General features: G+C 52.2%; 18 protein-coding genes and 1 other annotated feature. Of the genes, 9 read left to right on the top strand and 9 right to left on the bottom strand.

From position 1 onward, the window contains the following. Nucleotides 1-321 precede the first annotated feature (321 nt). The 3 genes from clpB to rluD all read right to left on the bottom strand — a co-directional run bounded on the left by clpB (nucleotide 322) and on the right by rluD (nucleotide 4,726). Nucleotides 322-2,907, bottom strand: a complete 2,586-nt coding sequence (clpB, locus tag ACR6AS_RS15000) for an ATP-dependent chaperone ClpB (RefSeq protein ID WP_199560033.1) — start codon at nucleotides 2,905-2,907, stop codon at nucleotides 322-324. Between the two features lie 113 nt (nucleotides 2,908-3,020). Continuing rightward, entirely contained in the window at nucleotides 3,021-3,749 is a 729-nt protein-coding gene (gene yfiH / locus ACR6AS_RS14995; RefSeq protein WP_293770302.1) for a purine nucleoside phosphorylase YfiH, read from the bottom strand. Next, nucleotides 3,749-4,726: a 23S rRNA pseudouridine(1911/1915/1917) synthase RluD gene (rluD, locus tag ACR6AS_RS14990; RefSeq protein ID WP_111141460.1), complete on the bottom strand. Its 978-nt coding sequence runs from the start codon at nucleotides 4,724-4,726 to the stop codon at nucleotides 3,749-3,751. The genes yfiH and rluD overlap by 1 nt, the downstream gene beginning before the upstream one ends. A gap of 129 nt (nucleotides 4,727-4,855) precedes the next feature. On the opposite strand from rluD, the gene bamD reads away from it, so the two are divergent. The 4 genes from bamD to pheA all read left to right on the top strand — a co-directional run bounded on the left by bamD (nucleotide 4,856) and on the right by pheA (nucleotide 7,603). Further along, a complete protein-coding gene (gene bamD / locus ACR6AS_RS14985; RefSeq protein WP_111141459.1) occupies nucleotides 4,856-5,587 on the top strand; it encodes an outer membrane protein assembly factor BamD in 732 nt (243 codons plus the stop codon). Between the two features lie 281 nt (nucleotides 5,588-5,868). Next, nucleotides 5,869-6,204 (top strand): ribosome-associated translation inhibitor RaiA, encoded by a 336-nt coding sequence (raiA, locus tag ACR6AS_RS14980; protein WP_111141458.1) that lies wholly within the window; start codon nucleotides 5,869-5,871, stop codon nucleotides 6,202-6,204. An 88-nt stretch (nucleotides 6,205-6,292) separates the two neighbouring features. Then, nucleotides 6,293-6,417 (top strand) — a sequence feature (Phe leader region). After that, the gene (gene pheL, locus ACR6AS_RS14975) at nucleotides 6,294-6,341 is read left to right on the top strand and encodes a pheA operon leader peptide PheL (RefSeq protein WP_193555295.1); all 48 of its coding nucleotides are present in this window, start codon (nucleotides 6,294-6,296) and stop codon (nucleotides 6,339-6,341) included. Its footprint overlaps the feature before it by 48 nt. Nucleotides 6,418-6,439: 22 nt before the next feature. Beyond that, a complete protein-coding gene (gene pheA, locus ACR6AS_RS14970) occupies nucleotides 6,440-7,603 on the top strand; it encodes a bifunctional chorismate mutase/prephenate dehydratase (protein WP_434162736.1) in 1,164 nt (387 codons plus the stop codon). A gap of 40 nt (nucleotides 7,604-7,643) precedes the next feature. Here pheA and tyrA read toward each other — a convergent pair whose 3' ends face one another. After that, on the bottom strand, nucleotides 7,644-8,765 hold the full coding sequence (tyrA, locus tag ACR6AS_RS14965; protein WP_293770309.1) for a bifunctional chorismate mutase/prephenate dehydrogenase: 1,122 nt from the start codon (nucleotides 8,763-8,765) through the stop codon (nucleotides 7,644-7,646). A 5-nt stretch (nucleotides 8,766-8,770) separates the two neighbouring features. After that, nucleotides 8,771-9,850: a 3-deoxy-7-phosphoheptulonate synthase gene (locus tag ACR6AS_RS14960; protein WP_367395743.1), complete on the bottom strand. Its 1,080-nt coding sequence runs from the start codon at nucleotides 9,848-9,850 to the stop codon at nucleotides 8,771-8,773. A gap of 289 nt (nucleotides 9,851-10,139) precedes the next feature. Here ACR6AS_RS14960 and ACR6AS_RS14955 point away from each other — a divergent pair, with 289 nt between their 5' ends. Next, complete coding sequence (locus ACR6AS_RS14955; RefSeq protein WP_293770313.1) at nucleotides 10,140-10,676, top strand: GNAT family N-acetyltransferase; 537 nt, start codon at nucleotides 10,140-10,142, stop codon at nucleotides 10,674-10,676. A gap of 225 nt (nucleotides 10,677-10,901) precedes the next feature. Here the strand turns inward: ACR6AS_RS14955 and ACR6AS_RS14950 are convergent, their stop codons facing one another. From ACR6AS_RS14950 to ACR6AS_RS14935, 4 genes are read right to left on the bottom strand one after another with little or no spacing between them, the layout of a single operon-like run. Continuing rightward, on the bottom strand, nucleotides 10,902-11,810 hold the full coding sequence (locus tag ACR6AS_RS14950; protein WP_434162733.1) for an FRG domain-containing protein: 909 nt from the start codon (nucleotides 11,808-11,810) through the stop codon (nucleotides 10,902-10,904). Beyond that, the gene (locus tag ACR6AS_RS14945; RefSeq protein ID WP_434162731.1) at nucleotides 11,794-12,849 is read right to left on the bottom strand and encodes a phage integrase; all 1,056 of its coding nucleotides are present in this window, start codon (nucleotides 12,847-12,849) and stop codon (nucleotides 11,794-11,796) included. Before ACR6AS_RS14945 ends, ACR6AS_RS14950 begins: the two co-directional genes overlap by 17 nt. A gap of 1 nt (nucleotide 12,850) precedes the next feature. Continuing rightward, complete coding sequence (locus ACR6AS_RS14940) at nucleotides 12,851-13,099, bottom strand: hypothetical protein (RefSeq protein WP_434162728.1); 249 nt, start codon at nucleotides 13,097-13,099, stop codon at nucleotides 12,851-12,853. A 7-nt stretch (nucleotides 13,100-13,106) separates the two neighbouring features. Continuing rightward, nucleotides 13,107-13,958 (bottom strand): phage repressor protein CI, encoded by an 852-nt coding sequence (locus tag ACR6AS_RS14935; protein ID WP_434162726.1) that lies wholly within the window; start codon nucleotides 13,956-13,958, stop codon nucleotides 13,107-13,109. Between the two features lie 122 nt (nucleotides 13,959-14,080). On the opposite strand from ACR6AS_RS14935, the gene ACR6AS_RS14930 reads away from it, so the two are divergent. Genes ACR6AS_RS14930 through ACR6AS_RS14915 form a run of 4 tightly spaced genes read left to right on the top strand, consistent with a single transcriptional unit; the run spans nucleotide 14,081 to nucleotide 15,344 of the window. Continuing rightward, on the top strand, nucleotides 14,081-14,305 hold the full coding sequence (locus ACR6AS_RS14930) for a hypothetical protein (protein ID WP_009086808.1): 225 nt from the start codon (nucleotides 14,081-14,083) through the stop codon (nucleotides 14,303-14,305). Nucleotides 14,306-14,340: 35 nt separating this feature from the next. After that, nucleotides 14,341-14,850: a phage regulatory CII family protein gene (locus ACR6AS_RS14925; protein WP_434162723.1), complete on the top strand. Its 510-nt coding sequence runs from the start codon at nucleotides 14,341-14,343 to the stop codon at nucleotides 14,848-14,850. 3 nt (nucleotides 14,851-14,853) lie between these two features. After that, nucleotides 14,854-15,042, top strand: coding sequence for a phage filamentation protein Fil family protein (locus ACR6AS_RS14920; protein ID WP_434162721.1), 189 nt, complete (start codon nucleotides 14,854-14,856; stop codon nucleotides 15,040-15,042). Continuing rightward, entirely contained in the window at nucleotides 15,006-15,344 is a 339-nt protein-coding gene (locus tag ACR6AS_RS14915; protein ID WP_434162719.1) for a DUF5347 family protein, read from the top strand. Before ACR6AS_RS14920 ends, ACR6AS_RS14915 begins: the two co-directional genes overlap by 37 nt. Nucleotides 15,345-15,348: the final 4 nt, after the last annotated feature.

The following is a 15,348-nucleotide window of genomic DNA, read 5'->3' as shown; positions in this document are numbered from 1 at the left end:
ATTGTTAAAGAGCAGTGCGAACAGTGCGTTAGCGTCCTGTCGCGAGGTGGCGTATATTACGCTTTCCTCCTTCAGAGTCAACCTCTTTTTTCAGAAGTTTTCTCCGGCGGCGCAGTCTCCTGTGCCTCTCAATCCGTTTCCCGTTGCCGGTGTGCCGTGTTGATGGAGGCGCATTATAGGGAACGGTTCAGATAGCGCAAGCGTAAACTACAACTTTTTTACCAACCGTTCACTTTGCACCCAATAAGCGGCAAAAGTAAGCAAAAAGCCCACAAAACGCCAAAAAAAACGGGCCTGCGGCCCGTTTTTTGACGCACCCACTTACTGGTGGGCAGTGATCGTGTTGTTTTCCACATCCATTTCGATGGTTTTGCCGGGAACCAGCGTGCCAGCCAGAATCTGCTGCGCCAGCGGGTTCTCGATCTGCTGCTGTATCGCCCGTTTCAGCGGACGCGCACCATACACCGGATCATAACCGTTTTCGGCCAGCAGTCGCAGCGCCTCATCCGAGATATGCAGCTGATAGCCCCGCTCTTCCAGACGCTTGTACAGCCGCTGCAGCTGGATCTGCGCGATAGACGCAATATGTTTCTCAGCCAGCGGATGGAACACCACCACTTCATCAATACGGTTAATGAACTCAGGACGGAAATGCTGTCCGACCACGCCCATGACGATCTCTTTCATCTCCGGGTAACCGAGGTCGCCAAACCGCTCCTGGATCAGATCTGACCCCAGGTTAGAAGTCATGATCACCACGCTGTTGCGGAAATCGACCGTCCGTCCCTGCCCATCGGTCAGACGTCCGTCATCCAGCACCTGCAGCAGAATGTTAAAGACATCCGGATGCGCCTTCTCGACCTCATCCAGCAGGATCACGGAATAGGGCCGGCGACGCACCGCTTCCGTCAGATAGCCACCCTCTTCATAGCCCACATATCCCGGAGGGGCACCCACCAGCCGTGACACCGAGTGTTTTTCCATAAACTCGGACATGTCGATACGTACCATCGCATCGTCACTGTCGAACAGGAAGTTCGCCAGCGATTTGCACAGCTCGGTTTTACCGACCCCGGTCGGCCCCAGGAACAGGAATGAACCGATGGGCCGGTTAGGATCGGACAGACCGGCGCGACTGCGGCGGATGGCATTCGAAACCGCTTCCACCGCCTCATCCTGTCCGATGACCCGGCCATGCAGATCCTGCTCCATGCGCAGCAGCTTATCGCGCTCCCCTTCCATCATTCGTGCCACAGGAATACCGGTCCAGCGCGCCAGCACATCGGCGATTTCCACATCCGTTACGCGGTTGCGCAGTAACTTCATGGTTTTGCCTTCCGCCTGGGTCGCGGCTGCTAACTGTTTTTCCAGTTCCGGGATCCTGCCGTACTGCAGCTCCGACATCTGAGCGAGATCGCCCTGACGACGGGCCTGCTCTAAATTCAGACGCGCCTGCTCCAGTTCAGCCTTGATGTTCTGGGTACCGGAGAGTGAAGCTTTCTCTGTCTTCCACTCATCTTCCAGCTCGGCATATTCACGCTCTTTCTGGCTGAGCTCCGTCTCCAGCATTTCAAGACGTTTAATGCTGGCATCGTCCGCCTCTTTCTTCAGCGCCTGCTGCTCCAGCTTCAGCTGAATGATGCGACGCTCCAGTCGATCCAGAGATTCGGGCTTCGAGTCCATCTGCATACGAATGCTGGAGGCAGCCTCATCGATCAGGTCAATCGCTTTATCGGGCAACTGACGATCGGCGATGTAACGATGAGAAAGCGTGGCCGCCGCGACAATCGCCGGGTCGGTGATCTGCACATGATGATGCAGTTCGTAACGCTCTTTCAGGCCGCGCAAAATGGCGATGGTATCTTCCACGCTCGGCTCGGCCACAAAGACCTTCTGGAAACGGCGCTCCAGCGCGGCATCTTTTTCGATGTACTGGCGGTATTCATCGAGTGTGGTCGCACCGACACAGTGGAGTTCACCCCGGGCCAGCGCAGGCTTAAGCATGTTGCCCGCGTCCATTGCGCCGTCGGCTTTACCGGCACCCACCATAGTATGCAGTTCGTCGATAAACAGAATGACGTTGCCTTCCTGTTTTGACAGGTCGCTCAGCACGCCTTTCAGACGCTCTTCGAATTCGCCGCGATATTTCGCCCCGGCCACCAGCGCCCCCATATCCAGCGCCAGTACCCGACGGCCCTTCAGCCCTTCAGGCACTTCGCCGTTAATGATGCGCTGCGCCAGTCCTTCAACAATCGCGGTTTTACCTACACCCGGTTCACCAATCAGCACCGGGTTATTTTTTGTCCGGCGCTGCAGCACCTGGATGGTGCGGCGAATCTCTTCGTCACGGCCTATCACCGGATCGAGTTTGCCTTTCTCTGCCCGCTCGGTGAGATCGATAGTGTATTTCTTCAAAGCCTGGCGCTGATCTTCAGCCCCCTGATCGTTCACGTTGTCCCCTCCCCGCATCTGCTCAATCGCACTGGTGATTTTTTCGCGCGTGGCACCCGCTGCTTTGAGCAGGTCGGCCAGTGAGCCGCGTGATTCCAGGGCAGCCAGAACAAATAATTCGGATGAAATAAAGTTATCGTTGCGCTTCTGCGCCAGTTTGTCGCACAGGTTCAGTACCCGCACGAGGTCAGATGAGGGCTGCACATCCGCTTCGCTGCCTTCTACCTGTGGCAGACGATCGATAGCCTGCTCGACCTGAGCGCCAAATGGCGCGACGTTAATACCCGCCGAGGTCAGTAAAGGTGAAACGGATCCGCCCTCCTGTCTGAGCAGTGCGCTCATCAGGTGCAGAGGTTCAATGAATTGATTATCGTGTCCCAGAGCCAGGGACTGCGCGTCGGCGAGGGCCAGCTGAAATTTGTTGGTAAGACGATCCAGACGCATAATTCCTCCCATTACAGGTCAAAATGCTACTGGAGATTAGATGAGGTCATCCCTCAAATTTTCAAGGTTAATGACCTGAGATTTGAGTAAAAAATGCGCTAACTGGACCGTCTTATGGCGTAAGGTTATAACAGCCAGATCAAAGTTGCCATACGTCCGGTTATCCCATCGCGACGGAAGGAGAAGAAATCGTCACGCTGCGTATAGGTACAACGGGGGTCGGCACTGATGGAGTGTACACCCGCAGCCTGTAACCGCATCCGGGCCAGCATCCAGATATCGGCATAAAAGCGATCGCCCGCCGGACGAAAAGCCGCGCCGGCGTGTGCGTCCTGCGCAACAAACGCCTGCCGCACCTCGGCACCGACCTCAAACGCATCGGGCCCGATGGCCGGTCCAAGCCAGGCATGAATCTGCCCGGGCGGTGAACGAAACTGTGCCAGTGTATTTTCCAGCACGCCCGCGCAGAGTCCGCGCCAGCCTGCATGTGCCGCCGCCACTTCGTGCCCGTCCTGCGAGCAGAACAGCACCGGCAGGCAGTCAGCGGTCATGATGGCACAGACAGTGCCGGGCTGGTCGGTGATACAGGCATCCGCACGCAGTGGCGCACTTCCCCCTGCCGTCAACCGCACAACATCGGTGCCGTGAACCTGATCCAGCCACTGCGGCATGGCGGGCAACCCCGCGTCTGTCACCAGACGCTGTCGGTTCTGCGCCACCGCCTCGGGATTATCTCCAACGTGCCCGCCGAGATTCAGTGCGTGCCAGGGCGGGACGCTCACCCCTCCCTGGCGCTGTGTTGAGCAGGCCCGGACACGGCGTGGCGCGGGCCATTGCGGCGTGATCAGCTCCATCACCAGTCCATCTGGTCCTTAAACTCTTCGGTATCCGCTTTCAGGGCCGCAATGAGATCGACCATATCCTGCGGAAGCGCGGCGTGAAACTCCATTTCGATCCCGCTGATAGGATGATAGAGACGCAGCATGGTGGCATGCAGCGCCTGGCGATCGAATCCACGCAGCGCGCTGATAAAAGCTTCTGACGCGCCTTTTGGCGGACGCGGACGGCCACCGTACAGCGGATCGCCCACCAGCGGATGGCTGATGTGCGACATGTGCACGCGGATCTGGTGCGTACGGCCGGTCTCCAGACGCAGACGCAGACGGGTATGTGCGCGGAAGTGCTCCATAATGCGGTAGTGCGTCACCGCCGGTTTGCCCATCGGATGGACCGCCATATGGGTGCGTTTGGTGGAGTGACGGCTAATCGGCTGCTCTACCGTACCGCCTGCGGTCATCGTGCCAATCGCGACCGCCTCATATTCACGGGTGATTTCGCGGCGCTGCAGTGAGTCCACCAGATGGGTCTGAGCGGGAACGGTTTTCGCCACCACCATCAGCCCGGTAGTATCTTTATCCAGACGGTGTACGATGCCCGCGCGCGGCACATCCCTGATCGCAGGATAGTGATGCAGTAAGGCGTTCAACACCGTGCCATCCGGATTACCGGCGCCAGGGTGCACCACGAAGTCACGCGGTTTGTTGATGACGATGATATCTTCATCTTCGTAAACGATGTCGAGTGGCAGGTTCTGCGGTTCCCAGCGCTGTTCCTCCTCGATCTCAGCGTCAATCGCGACCAGCTCGCCGCCCAACACTTTTTCTTTCGGTGTCTCTACCATCACACCGTTTACCGTCACGCGACGATCGAGGATCCACTCTTTTATGCGAGAACGTGAATAATCAGGGAACAATTCCGCCAAAGTCTGATCTAAGCGTTGTCCGAGTTGTGATTCGGATACCGTTGCGGTGAGTTGAACTTGTTGTGCCATATACAGCTTCTTCGTTAACGTTGGGTTTTCACGGCGATGCCGTTTAATATAATGTGCTATCGTACCTGGTCATTACCGGGAGCTATACGGACAGCTTCCGCCATAACATTTGAGGATAATCACTTCGTCATGACGCGTATGAAACATCTGGTGGCTGCTGCCACACTGAGCCTGGCACTTGTTGGTTGTTCCGGCTCAAATGACGCGGTACCGGACAGCCCGCCTTCTGAAATCTATGCCACAGCGCAGCAAAAGCTGCAGGACGGTAACTTTAAAGCTGCGATTAAGCAACTGGAAGCGCTGGATAATCGTTATCCGTTCGGTCCTTATGCGCAGCAGGTTCAGCTGGATTTAATCTACGCGTACTATAAAAATGCCGATCTGCCCCTGGCGCAGGCTGCCATTGCCCGCTTTATGCGTCTGAATCCAACGCATCCGAACATTGACTATGTCATCTATATGAAAGGTCTGACGGATATGGCGCTGGATGACTCCGCGCTGCAGGGCTTCTTTGGTATTGACCGTTCTGACCGGGATCCGACGCACGCCCGTGACGCTTTCCGCGACTTCGCCCAGCTGCTGCGGAATTACCCGAACAGCCAGTATGCGGCCGATGCGCAAAAACGTCTGGTCTACCTGAAAGATCGCCTGGCCAAATATGAGCTCTCAGTGGCGCAATTCTATACTAAGCGTGAGGCCTATGTCGCGGTTGTTAACCGTGTTGAAGGGATGATGCGCGATTATCCGGATACGCAGGCCACTCATGACGCCCTGCCGCTGATGGAAAATGCCTACCGCAATCTGCAGCTGAACGCTGAAGCCGACAAAGTGGCGAAAATCATCGCCGCGAATAACAGCTGATAGCCCGACCGGGTTTCAGACACAAAAAAAAGCAGCCTGCGATGGCTGCTTTTTTTGCTCACAGAACAGTCAGATTTGGATCTGATCGCTGCGTGTCAACTCATCAAGCATGCCCTGTTAATCGTTTCGCTTCAAGCCATTTCAGCCCGTTTCTCTGCCTTTCTCGCAGAATGATTCTGTTGACAAAAAGTGACATTTTTACGTGACCGGAATCTCACATTTACTGTTTTTTCGCGCTATGCTGAAAGGACCAAGACGGAAATGACAGAGAGGTAAGCATAATGATTCTGAACATTACCAGTAAACAAATGGAGATCACCCCGGCAATCCGAAGCCATGTTGAAGACCGTCTCGCCAAGCTGGAAAAATGGCAAACCGACCTGATTAATCCGCATATTGTCCTGTCCAAAGAGCCCAAAGAATTCGTGGCCGACGCCACTATAAACACACCAAACGGGACCCTTGTCGCCAGTGCCAAGCACGATGATATGTATACCGCCATCAACGATTTGATCGCGAAGCTCGAACGTCAGCTGAATAAGGTTCAGCACAAGTCTGAAGCGCGCCGTGCCAGTGCCAGCGTAAAAGACATCATACCCGCTGGCGAAGAGTCCTGATTTTGCTAACGCGCCTCCGGGCGCGTTTTTTATTGACAGCTTTTGAGCAGTACGGTTACTCTCAGTCCACTCTCTCTTCGGACGTTATAATGAAACCTGACCTGTTTTTCTTCGCTTTCTTTTTTACCTTCCCCTGAACGGGAGGCCATTCGTCGTGTGAGAATGAAAGCGAAGACGAACAACGAAGCCTCCCATCCGGGAGGCTTTTTTATTGGATAGCATACAGGTGAGCCCTATGAATCCCGACAATCCATTGCTGGCGCTACGCGATAAAATCAGCGCAGTGGATAAAAAACTTCTGACGCTGCTGGCCGAGCGTCGTCTGCTGGCCGTGGAAGTGGCACAAGCGAAGCTGGCGACGCATCGCCCGATTCGGGATGTGGAGCGTGAACGCGCGCTGCTGGAAAATCTGATCGTGCTGGGAAAAGCACACAAGCTGGATGCCCACTATATTACCCGCCTCTTTCAGCTGGTGATTGAAGATTCCGTCCTGACTCAGCAGGCGCTGCTGCAAAAAAACCTCAACCATCCGCATGCGCATGCCGCCCGTATCGCCTTCCTGGGCCCGAAAGGATCCTATTCCCATCTTGCCGCCCGTAACTACGCCTCGCGCCATTTTGACAGCATGGTGGAGTCGGGCTGCCTGAAGTTTCATGACATCATCAAACAGGTCGAAAACGGCGTCGCTGACTACGCGGTGATGCCGATTGAGAACACCAGCTCCGGTTCGATCAACGACGTGTATGATTTGCTGCAACAGACCAGTCTCTCTATCGTGGGCGAGCTGACCCTCCCTATCGATCACTGCGTGCTGGTAAACGGCCCGACCGACTTACAGCAGATCGAGACCGTCTACAGCCACCCTCAGCCTTTCCAGCAGTGCAGCCAGTTTATTAACCGCTTCCCGCACTGGAAAATCGAATACACCGAGAGCACGGCGGCTGCGATGGAGAAGGTGGCTGCGCTTAACTCCCCCACCGTCGCGGCGCTGGGCAGTGAAGCCGGAGGCGAGCTGTATCAGCTGCAGGTGCTGGAGCGCAATCTGGCTAATCAGCAGCAGAACCATACCCGCTTTATCGTGCTGGCGCGTAAAGCGATCGAGGTCTCCGATCAGGTTCCGGCCAAAACCACCCTGATTATGGCAACCGGTCAGCAGGCGGGTGCGCTGGTTGATGCGCTGATGGTGCTGCGCCAGCACAACCTGATTATGAGCAAACTTGAGTCCCGCCCGATCAATGGCAATCCGTGGGAAGAGATGTTTTACATTGATTTGCAGGGTAATCTGCAATCGGAACGGATGCAGCAGGCGCTTCAGGAACTGAAAACCATGACCCGCTCACTGAAGGTGCTGGGCTGCTATCCCAGCGAGAATGTGGTGCCGGTGGAACCGGGCGAATAAAAAAGAAAAGGCATCCGCAGGGATGCCTTTTTCAGTTCAGTCAGGGACGGCTGTCATTCGCCGAGCGTAGCAGGCTCCGGCTTTCCACCAGGAAGCGTTTTGCGTGATCGCCAAACCACTCTTCTACCCGGTTAAAGCTGGCAATAAAGGCCTGCTTGTCGCCCTGCTCCAGTAAGGCAATCGCTTCACCAAACCGCTGATAGTAACGTTTTATCAGCGCCAGGTTACTCTCTGATGACATGATGATGTCCGCATAGAGCTGCGGGTCCTGAGCGAACAGCCGCCCGACCATCGCCAGCTCCAGCCGGTAGATTGGCGAGGAGAGCGCCAGCAGCTGATCCAGGTTGACGTTCTCTTCCGCCAGATGCAGACCATAAGCGAAAGTAGCAAAGTGACGCAGCGCCTGAATAAACGCCATGTTCTGGTCATGCTCTACCGCGCTGATGCGATGCAGACGTGCGCCCCAGACCTGAATCTGCTCCAGGAACCACTGATACGCTTCCGGCTGGCGGCCATCACACCAGACCACCACCTGTTTAGCCAGGCTGCCGCTGTCCGGACCAAACATCGGATGCAGACCCAGTACCGGGCCGCTATGCGCCGCCAGCATCGCCTGCAGAGGCCGGTTCTTAACCGACGCCAGATCGACCAGAATACAGTCTTCAGGCAGAGGCGGCAGCTGAGCGATAACCTGCTCAGTCAGATGGATCGGTACGCTGATAATCACCATGCCGGCATCACTGAGCAGCGCATCGGCCTGCGCCCAGTCCTCTTTATCCAGCGTTTTGACCGTGTAGCCTGAGAGTCCGAGCATTTTTTCAAACAGTCTGCCCATCTGACCCTTGCCGCCGACGATCACCACCGGACGCAGTTCAGGACACAGGGTTTTGAAGCCTTTGTCATTCTCGCTGGTATAGGATTCGCGCATCACGCGGCGCAGCACATCCTCGATCAGATCCGGTGGCACACCCAGTGCTTCCGCCTCTTTCCGGCGGGAAGCCAGCATGGAGGCTTCGCGCTCCGGCACGTAGATGGGCAGACCGTAGCGGCTTTTGACCTCGCCGACTTCGGCCACCAGCTCCAGTCGTTTTGCCAGCAGTTCCAGCAGCGCTTTATCCACACTGTCAATTTGATCGCGTAACGCGGTCAGTTCAGCCACCATTACTCTTACACCTCTTGTGACAGACGCGCCGACAGCACTCCCTGCAGATCCTGATGCATTCCACGCAGCAGCGTTTCAGTCACTTCCCAGTTGATGCAGGCATCGGTGACGGAAACGCCATATTTCATTTCGCTGCGTGGCTGCTCAGAAGACTGGTTACCTTCATTGATGTGGCTTTCCAGCATCAGACCAATGATTGACCGGTTCCCATCTTTAATCTGCGCAATAGCGGATTCCGCTACGCCAGGCTGACGGCTGTAGTCTTTATTCGAATTACCGTGGCTGCAATCTATCATTAAGGCCGGACGCAGTCCCGCCCTGAGCATCTCTTTTTCACACTGTGCGACATCTTCCGGACCGTAGTTGGGCGCTTTACCACCGCGCAGGATGACGTGACCATCCGGATTGCCCTGGGTCTGCAACAGACAGACCTGACCGGCCTGATTGATGCCGACAAAGCGGTGCGGCATTGCGGCGGCACGCATCGCGTTAATCGCGGTGCCCAGACTGCCATCGGTACCATTCTTAAAGCCTACCGGCATCGACAGGCCCGACGCCATCTCACGGTGTGTCTGTGATTCTGTAGTACGGGCGCCAATCGCAGACCAGCTGAACAGATCACCCAGATATTGCGGGCTGTTGGGATCCAGCGCTTCGGTCGCCAGCGGCAGGCCCATTTCCACCAGGTTGACCAGCAGCTGGCGCGCAATGTGCAGACCCGCTTCCATATCGAACGAGTTATCCATGTAAGGATCGTTGATCAGTCCTTTCCAGCCGACGGTGGTGCGCGGTTTTTCGAAGTAGACGCGCATCACGATATAGAGCTGATCTTTGAGCTGTACGGAGAGACTCTGCAGACGACGCGCATAATCCAGTGCCACTTCCGTGTCGTGAATGGAGCAGGGTCCGCATACCACCAGCAGACGCGGATCACGCCCGGCGATGATGTCAGAGATTGTCTGGCGCGAAGCCGCAATCTGATCCTGCTGTTCAGCGGTCAGTGGAAATTTCGCTTTCAGCTCTTCAGGCGTGATTAAGACCTGTTCACCGGCGATATGCACATTGTTCAGCGCGTCTTTTTGCATGATGGCGATCCTTTGGCTCGTATTGGCAGTCGTGGACTCCTCGTTGAGGAATGCAGACACTGTATCACATTAGATACAGCGTGCAAGATAAGGTGTACATATTTATTACCATCGCTATACTCAAGCCTGATTAAATATTAATTAATCATTATTAAACATGTAATTATATAAAAATTCATTTACTCCTCTGCCAGCAATATAGTAAACATAAGTTTACACAGCAAGCCATTGGTGTTTCTGTTGGTTGCAGGCAGAATAAAGATATTCATTCCTGAACCGGGTCAATGACATGCTCCCTTCCCCGCTGGATCCTCATCTGCGTCCGTTCCTGTTAGAAGATGTTCCCGCCTTTACGACTGCGGTTAACGCCTCACTCGACAGCCTGATCCCCTGGATGGCCTGGGCGCATCATGACTATCAGCCTCATGAGGCGGAAAGCTGGATACGCTTTACCCACTGGCAACGCCTGCGGGAAGAAGCGGAAGAGTTTGCGATTGTCGACCAGCATGACCAGCTGCTGGGCGGCGCGGGGATACGCTTTGCCCGTCACCCGGGCGACACCAGCGCCATCGGCTACTGGGTGCGCAGTGACGCCCAGCGTCAGGGGATCGCCAGCCGCGCAGTCGCCACATTGCTGCCGCTGGGTTTTTCACGTCCGGAAACGCGGGTGATCGAGATTCTGGCGGCAGAGGAGAATCTGGCCAGCCGGGGTGTGGCGGAGAAGTGTGGAGGCCAGTTTATTGGCTGTCGCTATGGTCTGATCGTGTTAAAAGATGGGCCGGTGAATACCGCGATTTATCATTTTCAGCGTCCGGAGGCCGGATAGCTGCTGCCATCTGGCTGACACCTGCACATAAAAAAGGGGCTGGCATCACGCCAACCCCTTGTTTGCTATTAACTTTTAGATGTCGCGTTAGCGATACCTTAGTTAAGACGCTTTTTCAAGACACCATTGATATATAACGATTTTCATTATAAAACAGTTAGTTAATACTATATCTGGTGCATCCAAAGGCAGTCACGTACATGCTGTGTAGTCAGTTTGTGGACACTATAAAGAACTGTCGTCACCTCGCCCGCTTCGACCAAATCCATATGACTCAGAGATAAATTTTGCTGATTTGTCAATTTCTGGAAACAAGGTTCTTTCATGTATGCCTAGCATCGCAAGGTCTTCCCTTATTTTTGCTTTGTCATCTTCATGTATCCAAATTCGATCTTGCCGTATACGATTACTCATTCTGCCAGTATTTTTTAATATTCCATGCAATAAAAAAGCTCCAGACTGGGCAATTATTCTTTTATTAGACATTTTGGGTTTGACATAAATAGGCCGCAGCAAATCTTCAGGATCTATAATGTTCCGAAAATGAGATTTCTCCATTCTAACGTGGGAAACCAAAATATCAGCTATTTCTGATAAATTAAACTCTGAAACATCATCCGTAGAAATTATTGCATCAAGAAGAAGCTCTTTTTGCTTTTTTGTTAAGTTAGCAATATTAGCCATGCAGCTCACCCTATCACTATCATAGTATCGCTGCCTATCTTTTGGTATTGATAATGCCTGAACTGCTCCATGAAATTCGTCAGCATCCAAACTTGGTTCAGAAGCAAACCATAAAGCTACTAAGGGGTTAATGGTAACATCTAGCAATCGCGTGGGCAGTCCGAAGTGTTGCATTCTCACTAATCTATCAAACATCGTCTTGTCAGAATCAAACTCTCCCGGATGCAAAGAAACGATATCTCTTACGGCTAAGTTTTCGCTGTTGTAAACATTATTGTCATTCCTAAATATTTTAGGAGACGATTGCCACCCATAATGTCGCTGACCTCGAAACGCTGTGGGAGGCGAATCATCTAAATTCCAATTTACGACATGGTTAACAAACTCTGAAACGGTTTCAATTCTATTTACAGGGCGAAGCCTTTTGATATCCTTACTCAAAATTTTCATTAAGCAGTCCTTTGGGTTTTTTTACTCTTGCTAAGGGATTCAACGAAGCTGCCTCTTCTAAATGATCAGGAGCAAAATGAGCATACTTCATCGTCTCACGTATGTTTGCATGACCGAGAATTCTTTGCAGTACCAGAATATTGCCACCATTCATCATAAAATGGCTGGCAAAAGTGTGCCGGAGAACATGAGTTTTCTGGCCTTCTATAAGCTGGATAGTTGTAGTAGCTAGCATCTTCTTGAAGTCCTGATAGCATGGCTTAAACATCCTTCCTTGCCGCTCCTTTAGCTCGTCATAAAGCCATTGCTGAATAGGAACCGTTCTGTTTTTGCCGCCTTTAGTTTTAAAGAATGAAAGTTTATTAGGTGACAGCTGCGAACGGGTCAGTGTTTCCGCTTCGGTCCAACGCGCACCTGTAGCCAAGCAAACTTTGCATATCATCTTTAAATCTGGCTTTCCGTAAAGCTCGCACCCATCCAGAAGCTCGGTGATCTGCTTTAAGGTAAGCCAGGACATTTCCTTTTCGTCTTCCCGGAATGTCCGAACGCCTTCAAGTGGGTTAGGTAAAGACCATTCCCCTAGTCTCTTAAGCTCATTGAAAACAGCGGCAAGATAGTTTTGCTCTCTGTTAACCGTTATGGGTTTTACTTTCCATTTAGAAGGGTCATCGTGATAGCCGTTGGAAATCTCACCCTTAAGACGGCGATCACGATAATGCGCCCAATCTTTTGCCGTCAGCTGAGAAGCTATCGGGTCCCCTAATCCAGCACACACTATATCTAGTTTTGCCTTTCGAGATTTAACGGCCTTGAGTGATTGCCCGTGCAAAGAGTCCCAGAGTTTAATTAATTCGCTTAGCTTCCTGCGATCTTCCTTTTCCTTTATCCACGGTTTAGTTTCAGCCTCAGCGCGTGTGAAATCTTCAAAGGCTACCGCTTCCCCTTTTGTTGTAAAGCTTTTCCTGATGCGTCTACTGCCACGTCCATCTAAATAAAAATCAGCAAGCCATTCGCCAGATGAAAGTTTTTTAATGGACATGTTATCTAACCAGTGTTTTTTTGTATTCAGAAATATTATTGATTAGGATGATAACGCACATAGCCGCTAATAAATATGAAACCCAAGTTGGCGTAAAAAAACTGAAAAGCATAATTGTGCCTAAGGCAGCACCACCAAGGCATAGACTTATGAAAGCCTTGAAACCTGCGATGCTTTTGGTTTTGCAATTGTAGTGAGCTGAACCAATGCCGCTCACTATCGCTATCATTAATAAAATAAATTCAGCCATAGTTTACCTATAAACATTTAGATATAGTTAGCATGACAAACCCTATAGGGGTTACATCGGTATCTAAGCATTCAAATGAAGATGTATTGTTGGTAACTTTAATTCTATTACCCGGAAGGCGCGACACGGTATAAATATCCTTATAGCCATCTATATCTAATAACCAATCACCATTTCCAATAGTTTGAGTGCCCCCTTCAACAATCCAAGAAATTGAGCCGCGTTGGATAAATATAGGGTTAGTTAAGTCCAGGCCAAACAGAGAAAGGTTGAAACTCACATTATCCTGAATCTCTAAGGTGCCTCCAGAGAGTTTTCGTGACGGTATGGATGGTATCAATTGCTCAGTTGTATTCCTCGCTGGTAATGCCTCATCCTCATGACCAGTAGCTAACCAAGATAGAGATACCCCCGTATCCAGGGCGCAAGTAATGACCACATCACCAGGAAAGTAATTTCTCCGGACCCAGGCGCTCATCGTGGCTGAAGGAATATCAAGCAAGTCACCAAGTTGCTTCTGCATATTGAAGCCATATGCGTGCATTATGCGATCTAAGACCGCCCGCCCGCCATTAGCCAGCATGGCCTCGTGAAGTTTTTTCCCTTTAAGAGATGAATGCCTCTCGCCCCCAAAACTTACATTTTTAAGTTCACCGCTAACGAGCCATTTGAGATTCGCACCAGTATCCAGTGCGCATTGAACGATGTAGTCCCCTGGCAGGCTCTGACGAGATACCCAGTTCTGGATTGTAGGCAAAGGAATTTTAAGCAGTTCGGCCAGCTCTGGGCGTGAGCTAACACCATAAGATTTAAGGATTCTTTCAAGTATGCCCTTCACATCGCTGTTGTAATCGGTCATATGCCCTTCGAGTAATCCAAAATGATCTGTTTACACAGATTCAATTGGAATATATCATCCATTTCGTTAATGAAAATGCACGCCAATGCACCATACATACTGCCAACTGGAGATAATCCCCGATGACCAATCAAATTACAATACCTAGTGGCCCCGATCTGATGACTTATGAACAGTTCGCGCAAACCTATGGTTACTGCCTCCGCACCGTAAAACAGATGGTTGAAGACGGCGATTTGCTTGTAATGCCTCGCAAAAAAGCCGGTGGTGCTGCCCGGATCAATATGGTTGCCTTTCGCGCGCGTTTGCTCGCTCAGGGTATCAATTGCCACTACGTCGCTGCGTAACAACTTAATTATTTAAGTTGAGCAAAGGAAAGACCATGTTTGATTTTAAGACTTCCACCCATAACCACTATGAAGATGCGTGTCGCAAGTTTGCGCTGACTCATAACATGCGTGAGCTGGCCCAGCAAGCGGGCATGAAAGTGCAGACGCTTCGCAACAAACTTAACCCTGATCAGGTGCATCAGCTGACCGTCGCAGAATTGCTGTTGCTTACAGATCTGACCGAAGACGCGACTTTGATTGATGGGATGCTGGCGCAGCTGCACTGTCTGCCGTGTGTTCCAGTTAATGAGCACGCTGCTGAGAAATTCACGGCCTATGTTCTGAACGCTTCTGCTCAGGTAGGAACTCTGGCTGCCAGTGCGGCTAATCACGCCAGCATTACAACCTCATGCCGTCGCGGGATCGTTGAAGCAGCTAATACCGGCATTCGCTGCATGATGCTGGCGGCTCTCGCCGTCCAGACTCGCGTTCAATCAAACCCTGCGCTGTCAGGTACCGCCGATGTGTTAAGCGGTATCGGTGCATCAATCGGGATGGTATGAGACATGGCATTTTCAGTGGCCCCGCTTCTGAAGCGGCAAAGCCCGTCCCACGCATACGGCCACGGCTGGATTGCGGCAGATAAGGGCAGGCGCTGGCACCCGGCAATTTCACAGACCGAACTGCTGGCAGGATTAACCGGTAAGAGGAACGAATCATGGCTTACAAGGCTGAAAGTATCACTGTTCAGATGAACGTGGGGCAGCGTACCAGTGCGCTTAATCACATCTCTGCGCTTCGCACCATGATGTACGGCGATTGCAGCAATGAACTGAAACGCTTTATCGCAGACATGCGTGATAAGCGCGATCCCCAGGCAGAGCATAATAGCCGCGCACTGAGCGCGATTTTCTTCCTGGCAAATATCAGCAAAGAACGTCACGGCGTTGATTTTAGTGAACTGACGAGTGACGAAAAAACGGCGCTGATTTGCGCAATGAATCACTTAAAAGCAGTCGTGAGTTTATTTCCAAAGAATCTGACGTTACCTAATTAATTAA

The sequence above is a fragment of the Pantoea phosphatilytica genome, assembly GCF_051025615.1.
Lineage (GTDB): Bacteria > Pseudomonadota > Gammaproteobacteria > Enterobacterales > Enterobacteriaceae > Pantoea.
Note: the sequence above shows the minus strand (reverse complement) of the source record. Positions and strands in the feature narration are given on the sequence as shown.

Coding starts and splice junctions, on each gene's coding strand:
- clpB (WP_199560033.1), bottom strand. CDS start 2,907: ATGGGAGGAATTATGCGTCTGGATCGTCTTACCAACAAATTTCAGCTG.
- yfiH (WP_293770302.1), bottom strand. CDS start 3,749: ATGGAGCTGATCACGCCGCAATGGCCCGCGCCACGCCGTGTCCGGGCC.
- rluD (WP_111141460.1), bottom strand. CDS start 4,726: ATGGCACAACAAGTTCAACTCACCGCAACGGTATCCGAATCACAACTC.
- bamD (WP_111141459.1), top strand. CDS start 4,856: ATGACGCGTATGAAACATCTGGTGGCTGCTGCCACACTGAGCCTGGCA.
- raiA (WP_111141458.1), top strand. CDS start 5,869: ATGATTCTGAACATTACCAGTAAACAAATGGAGATCACCCCGGCAATC.
- pheA (WP_434162736.1), top strand. CDS start 6,440: ATGAATCCCGACAATCCATTGCTGGCGCTACGCGATAAAATCAGCGCA.
- tyrA (WP_293770309.1), bottom strand. CDS start 8,765: ATGGTGGCTGAACTGACCGCGTTACGCGATCAAATTGACAGTGTGGAT.
- ACR6AS_RS14960 (WP_367395743.1), bottom strand. CDS start 9,850: ATGCAAAAAGACGCGCTGAACAATGTGCATATCGCCGGTGAACAGGTC.
- ACR6AS_RS14955 (WP_293770313.1), top strand. CDS start 10,140: ATGCTCCCTTCCCCGCTGGATCCTCATCTGCGTCCGTTCCTGTTAGAA.
- ACR6AS_RS14950 (WP_434162733.1), bottom strand. CDS start 11,810: ATGAAAATTTTGAGTAAGGATATCAAAAGGCTTCGCCCTGTAAATAGA.
- ACR6AS_RS14945 (WP_434162731.1), bottom strand. CDS start 12,849: ATGTCCATTAAAAAACTTTCATCTGGCGAATGGCTTGCTGATTTTTAT.
- ACR6AS_RS14940 (WP_434162728.1), bottom strand. CDS start 13,099: ATGGCTGAATTTATTTTATTAATGATAGCGATAGTGAGCGGCATTGGT.
- ACR6AS_RS14935 (WP_434162726.1), bottom strand. CDS start 13,958: ATGACCGATTACAACAGCGATGTGAAGGGCATACTTGAAAGAATCCTT.
- ACR6AS_RS14930 (WP_009086808.1), top strand. CDS start 14,081: ATGACCAATCAAATTACAATACCTAGTGGCCCCGATCTGATGACTTAT.
- ACR6AS_RS14925 (WP_434162723.1), top strand. CDS start 14,341: ATGTTTGATTTTAAGACTTCCACCCATAACCACTATGAAGATGCGTGT.
- ACR6AS_RS14920 (WP_434162721.1), top strand. CDS start 14,854: ATGGCATTTTCAGTGGCCCCGCTTCTGAAGCGGCAAAGCCCGTCCCAC.
- ACR6AS_RS14915 (WP_434162719.1), top strand. CDS start 15,006: ATGGCTTACAAGGCTGAAAGTATCACTGTTCAGATGAACGTGGGGCAG.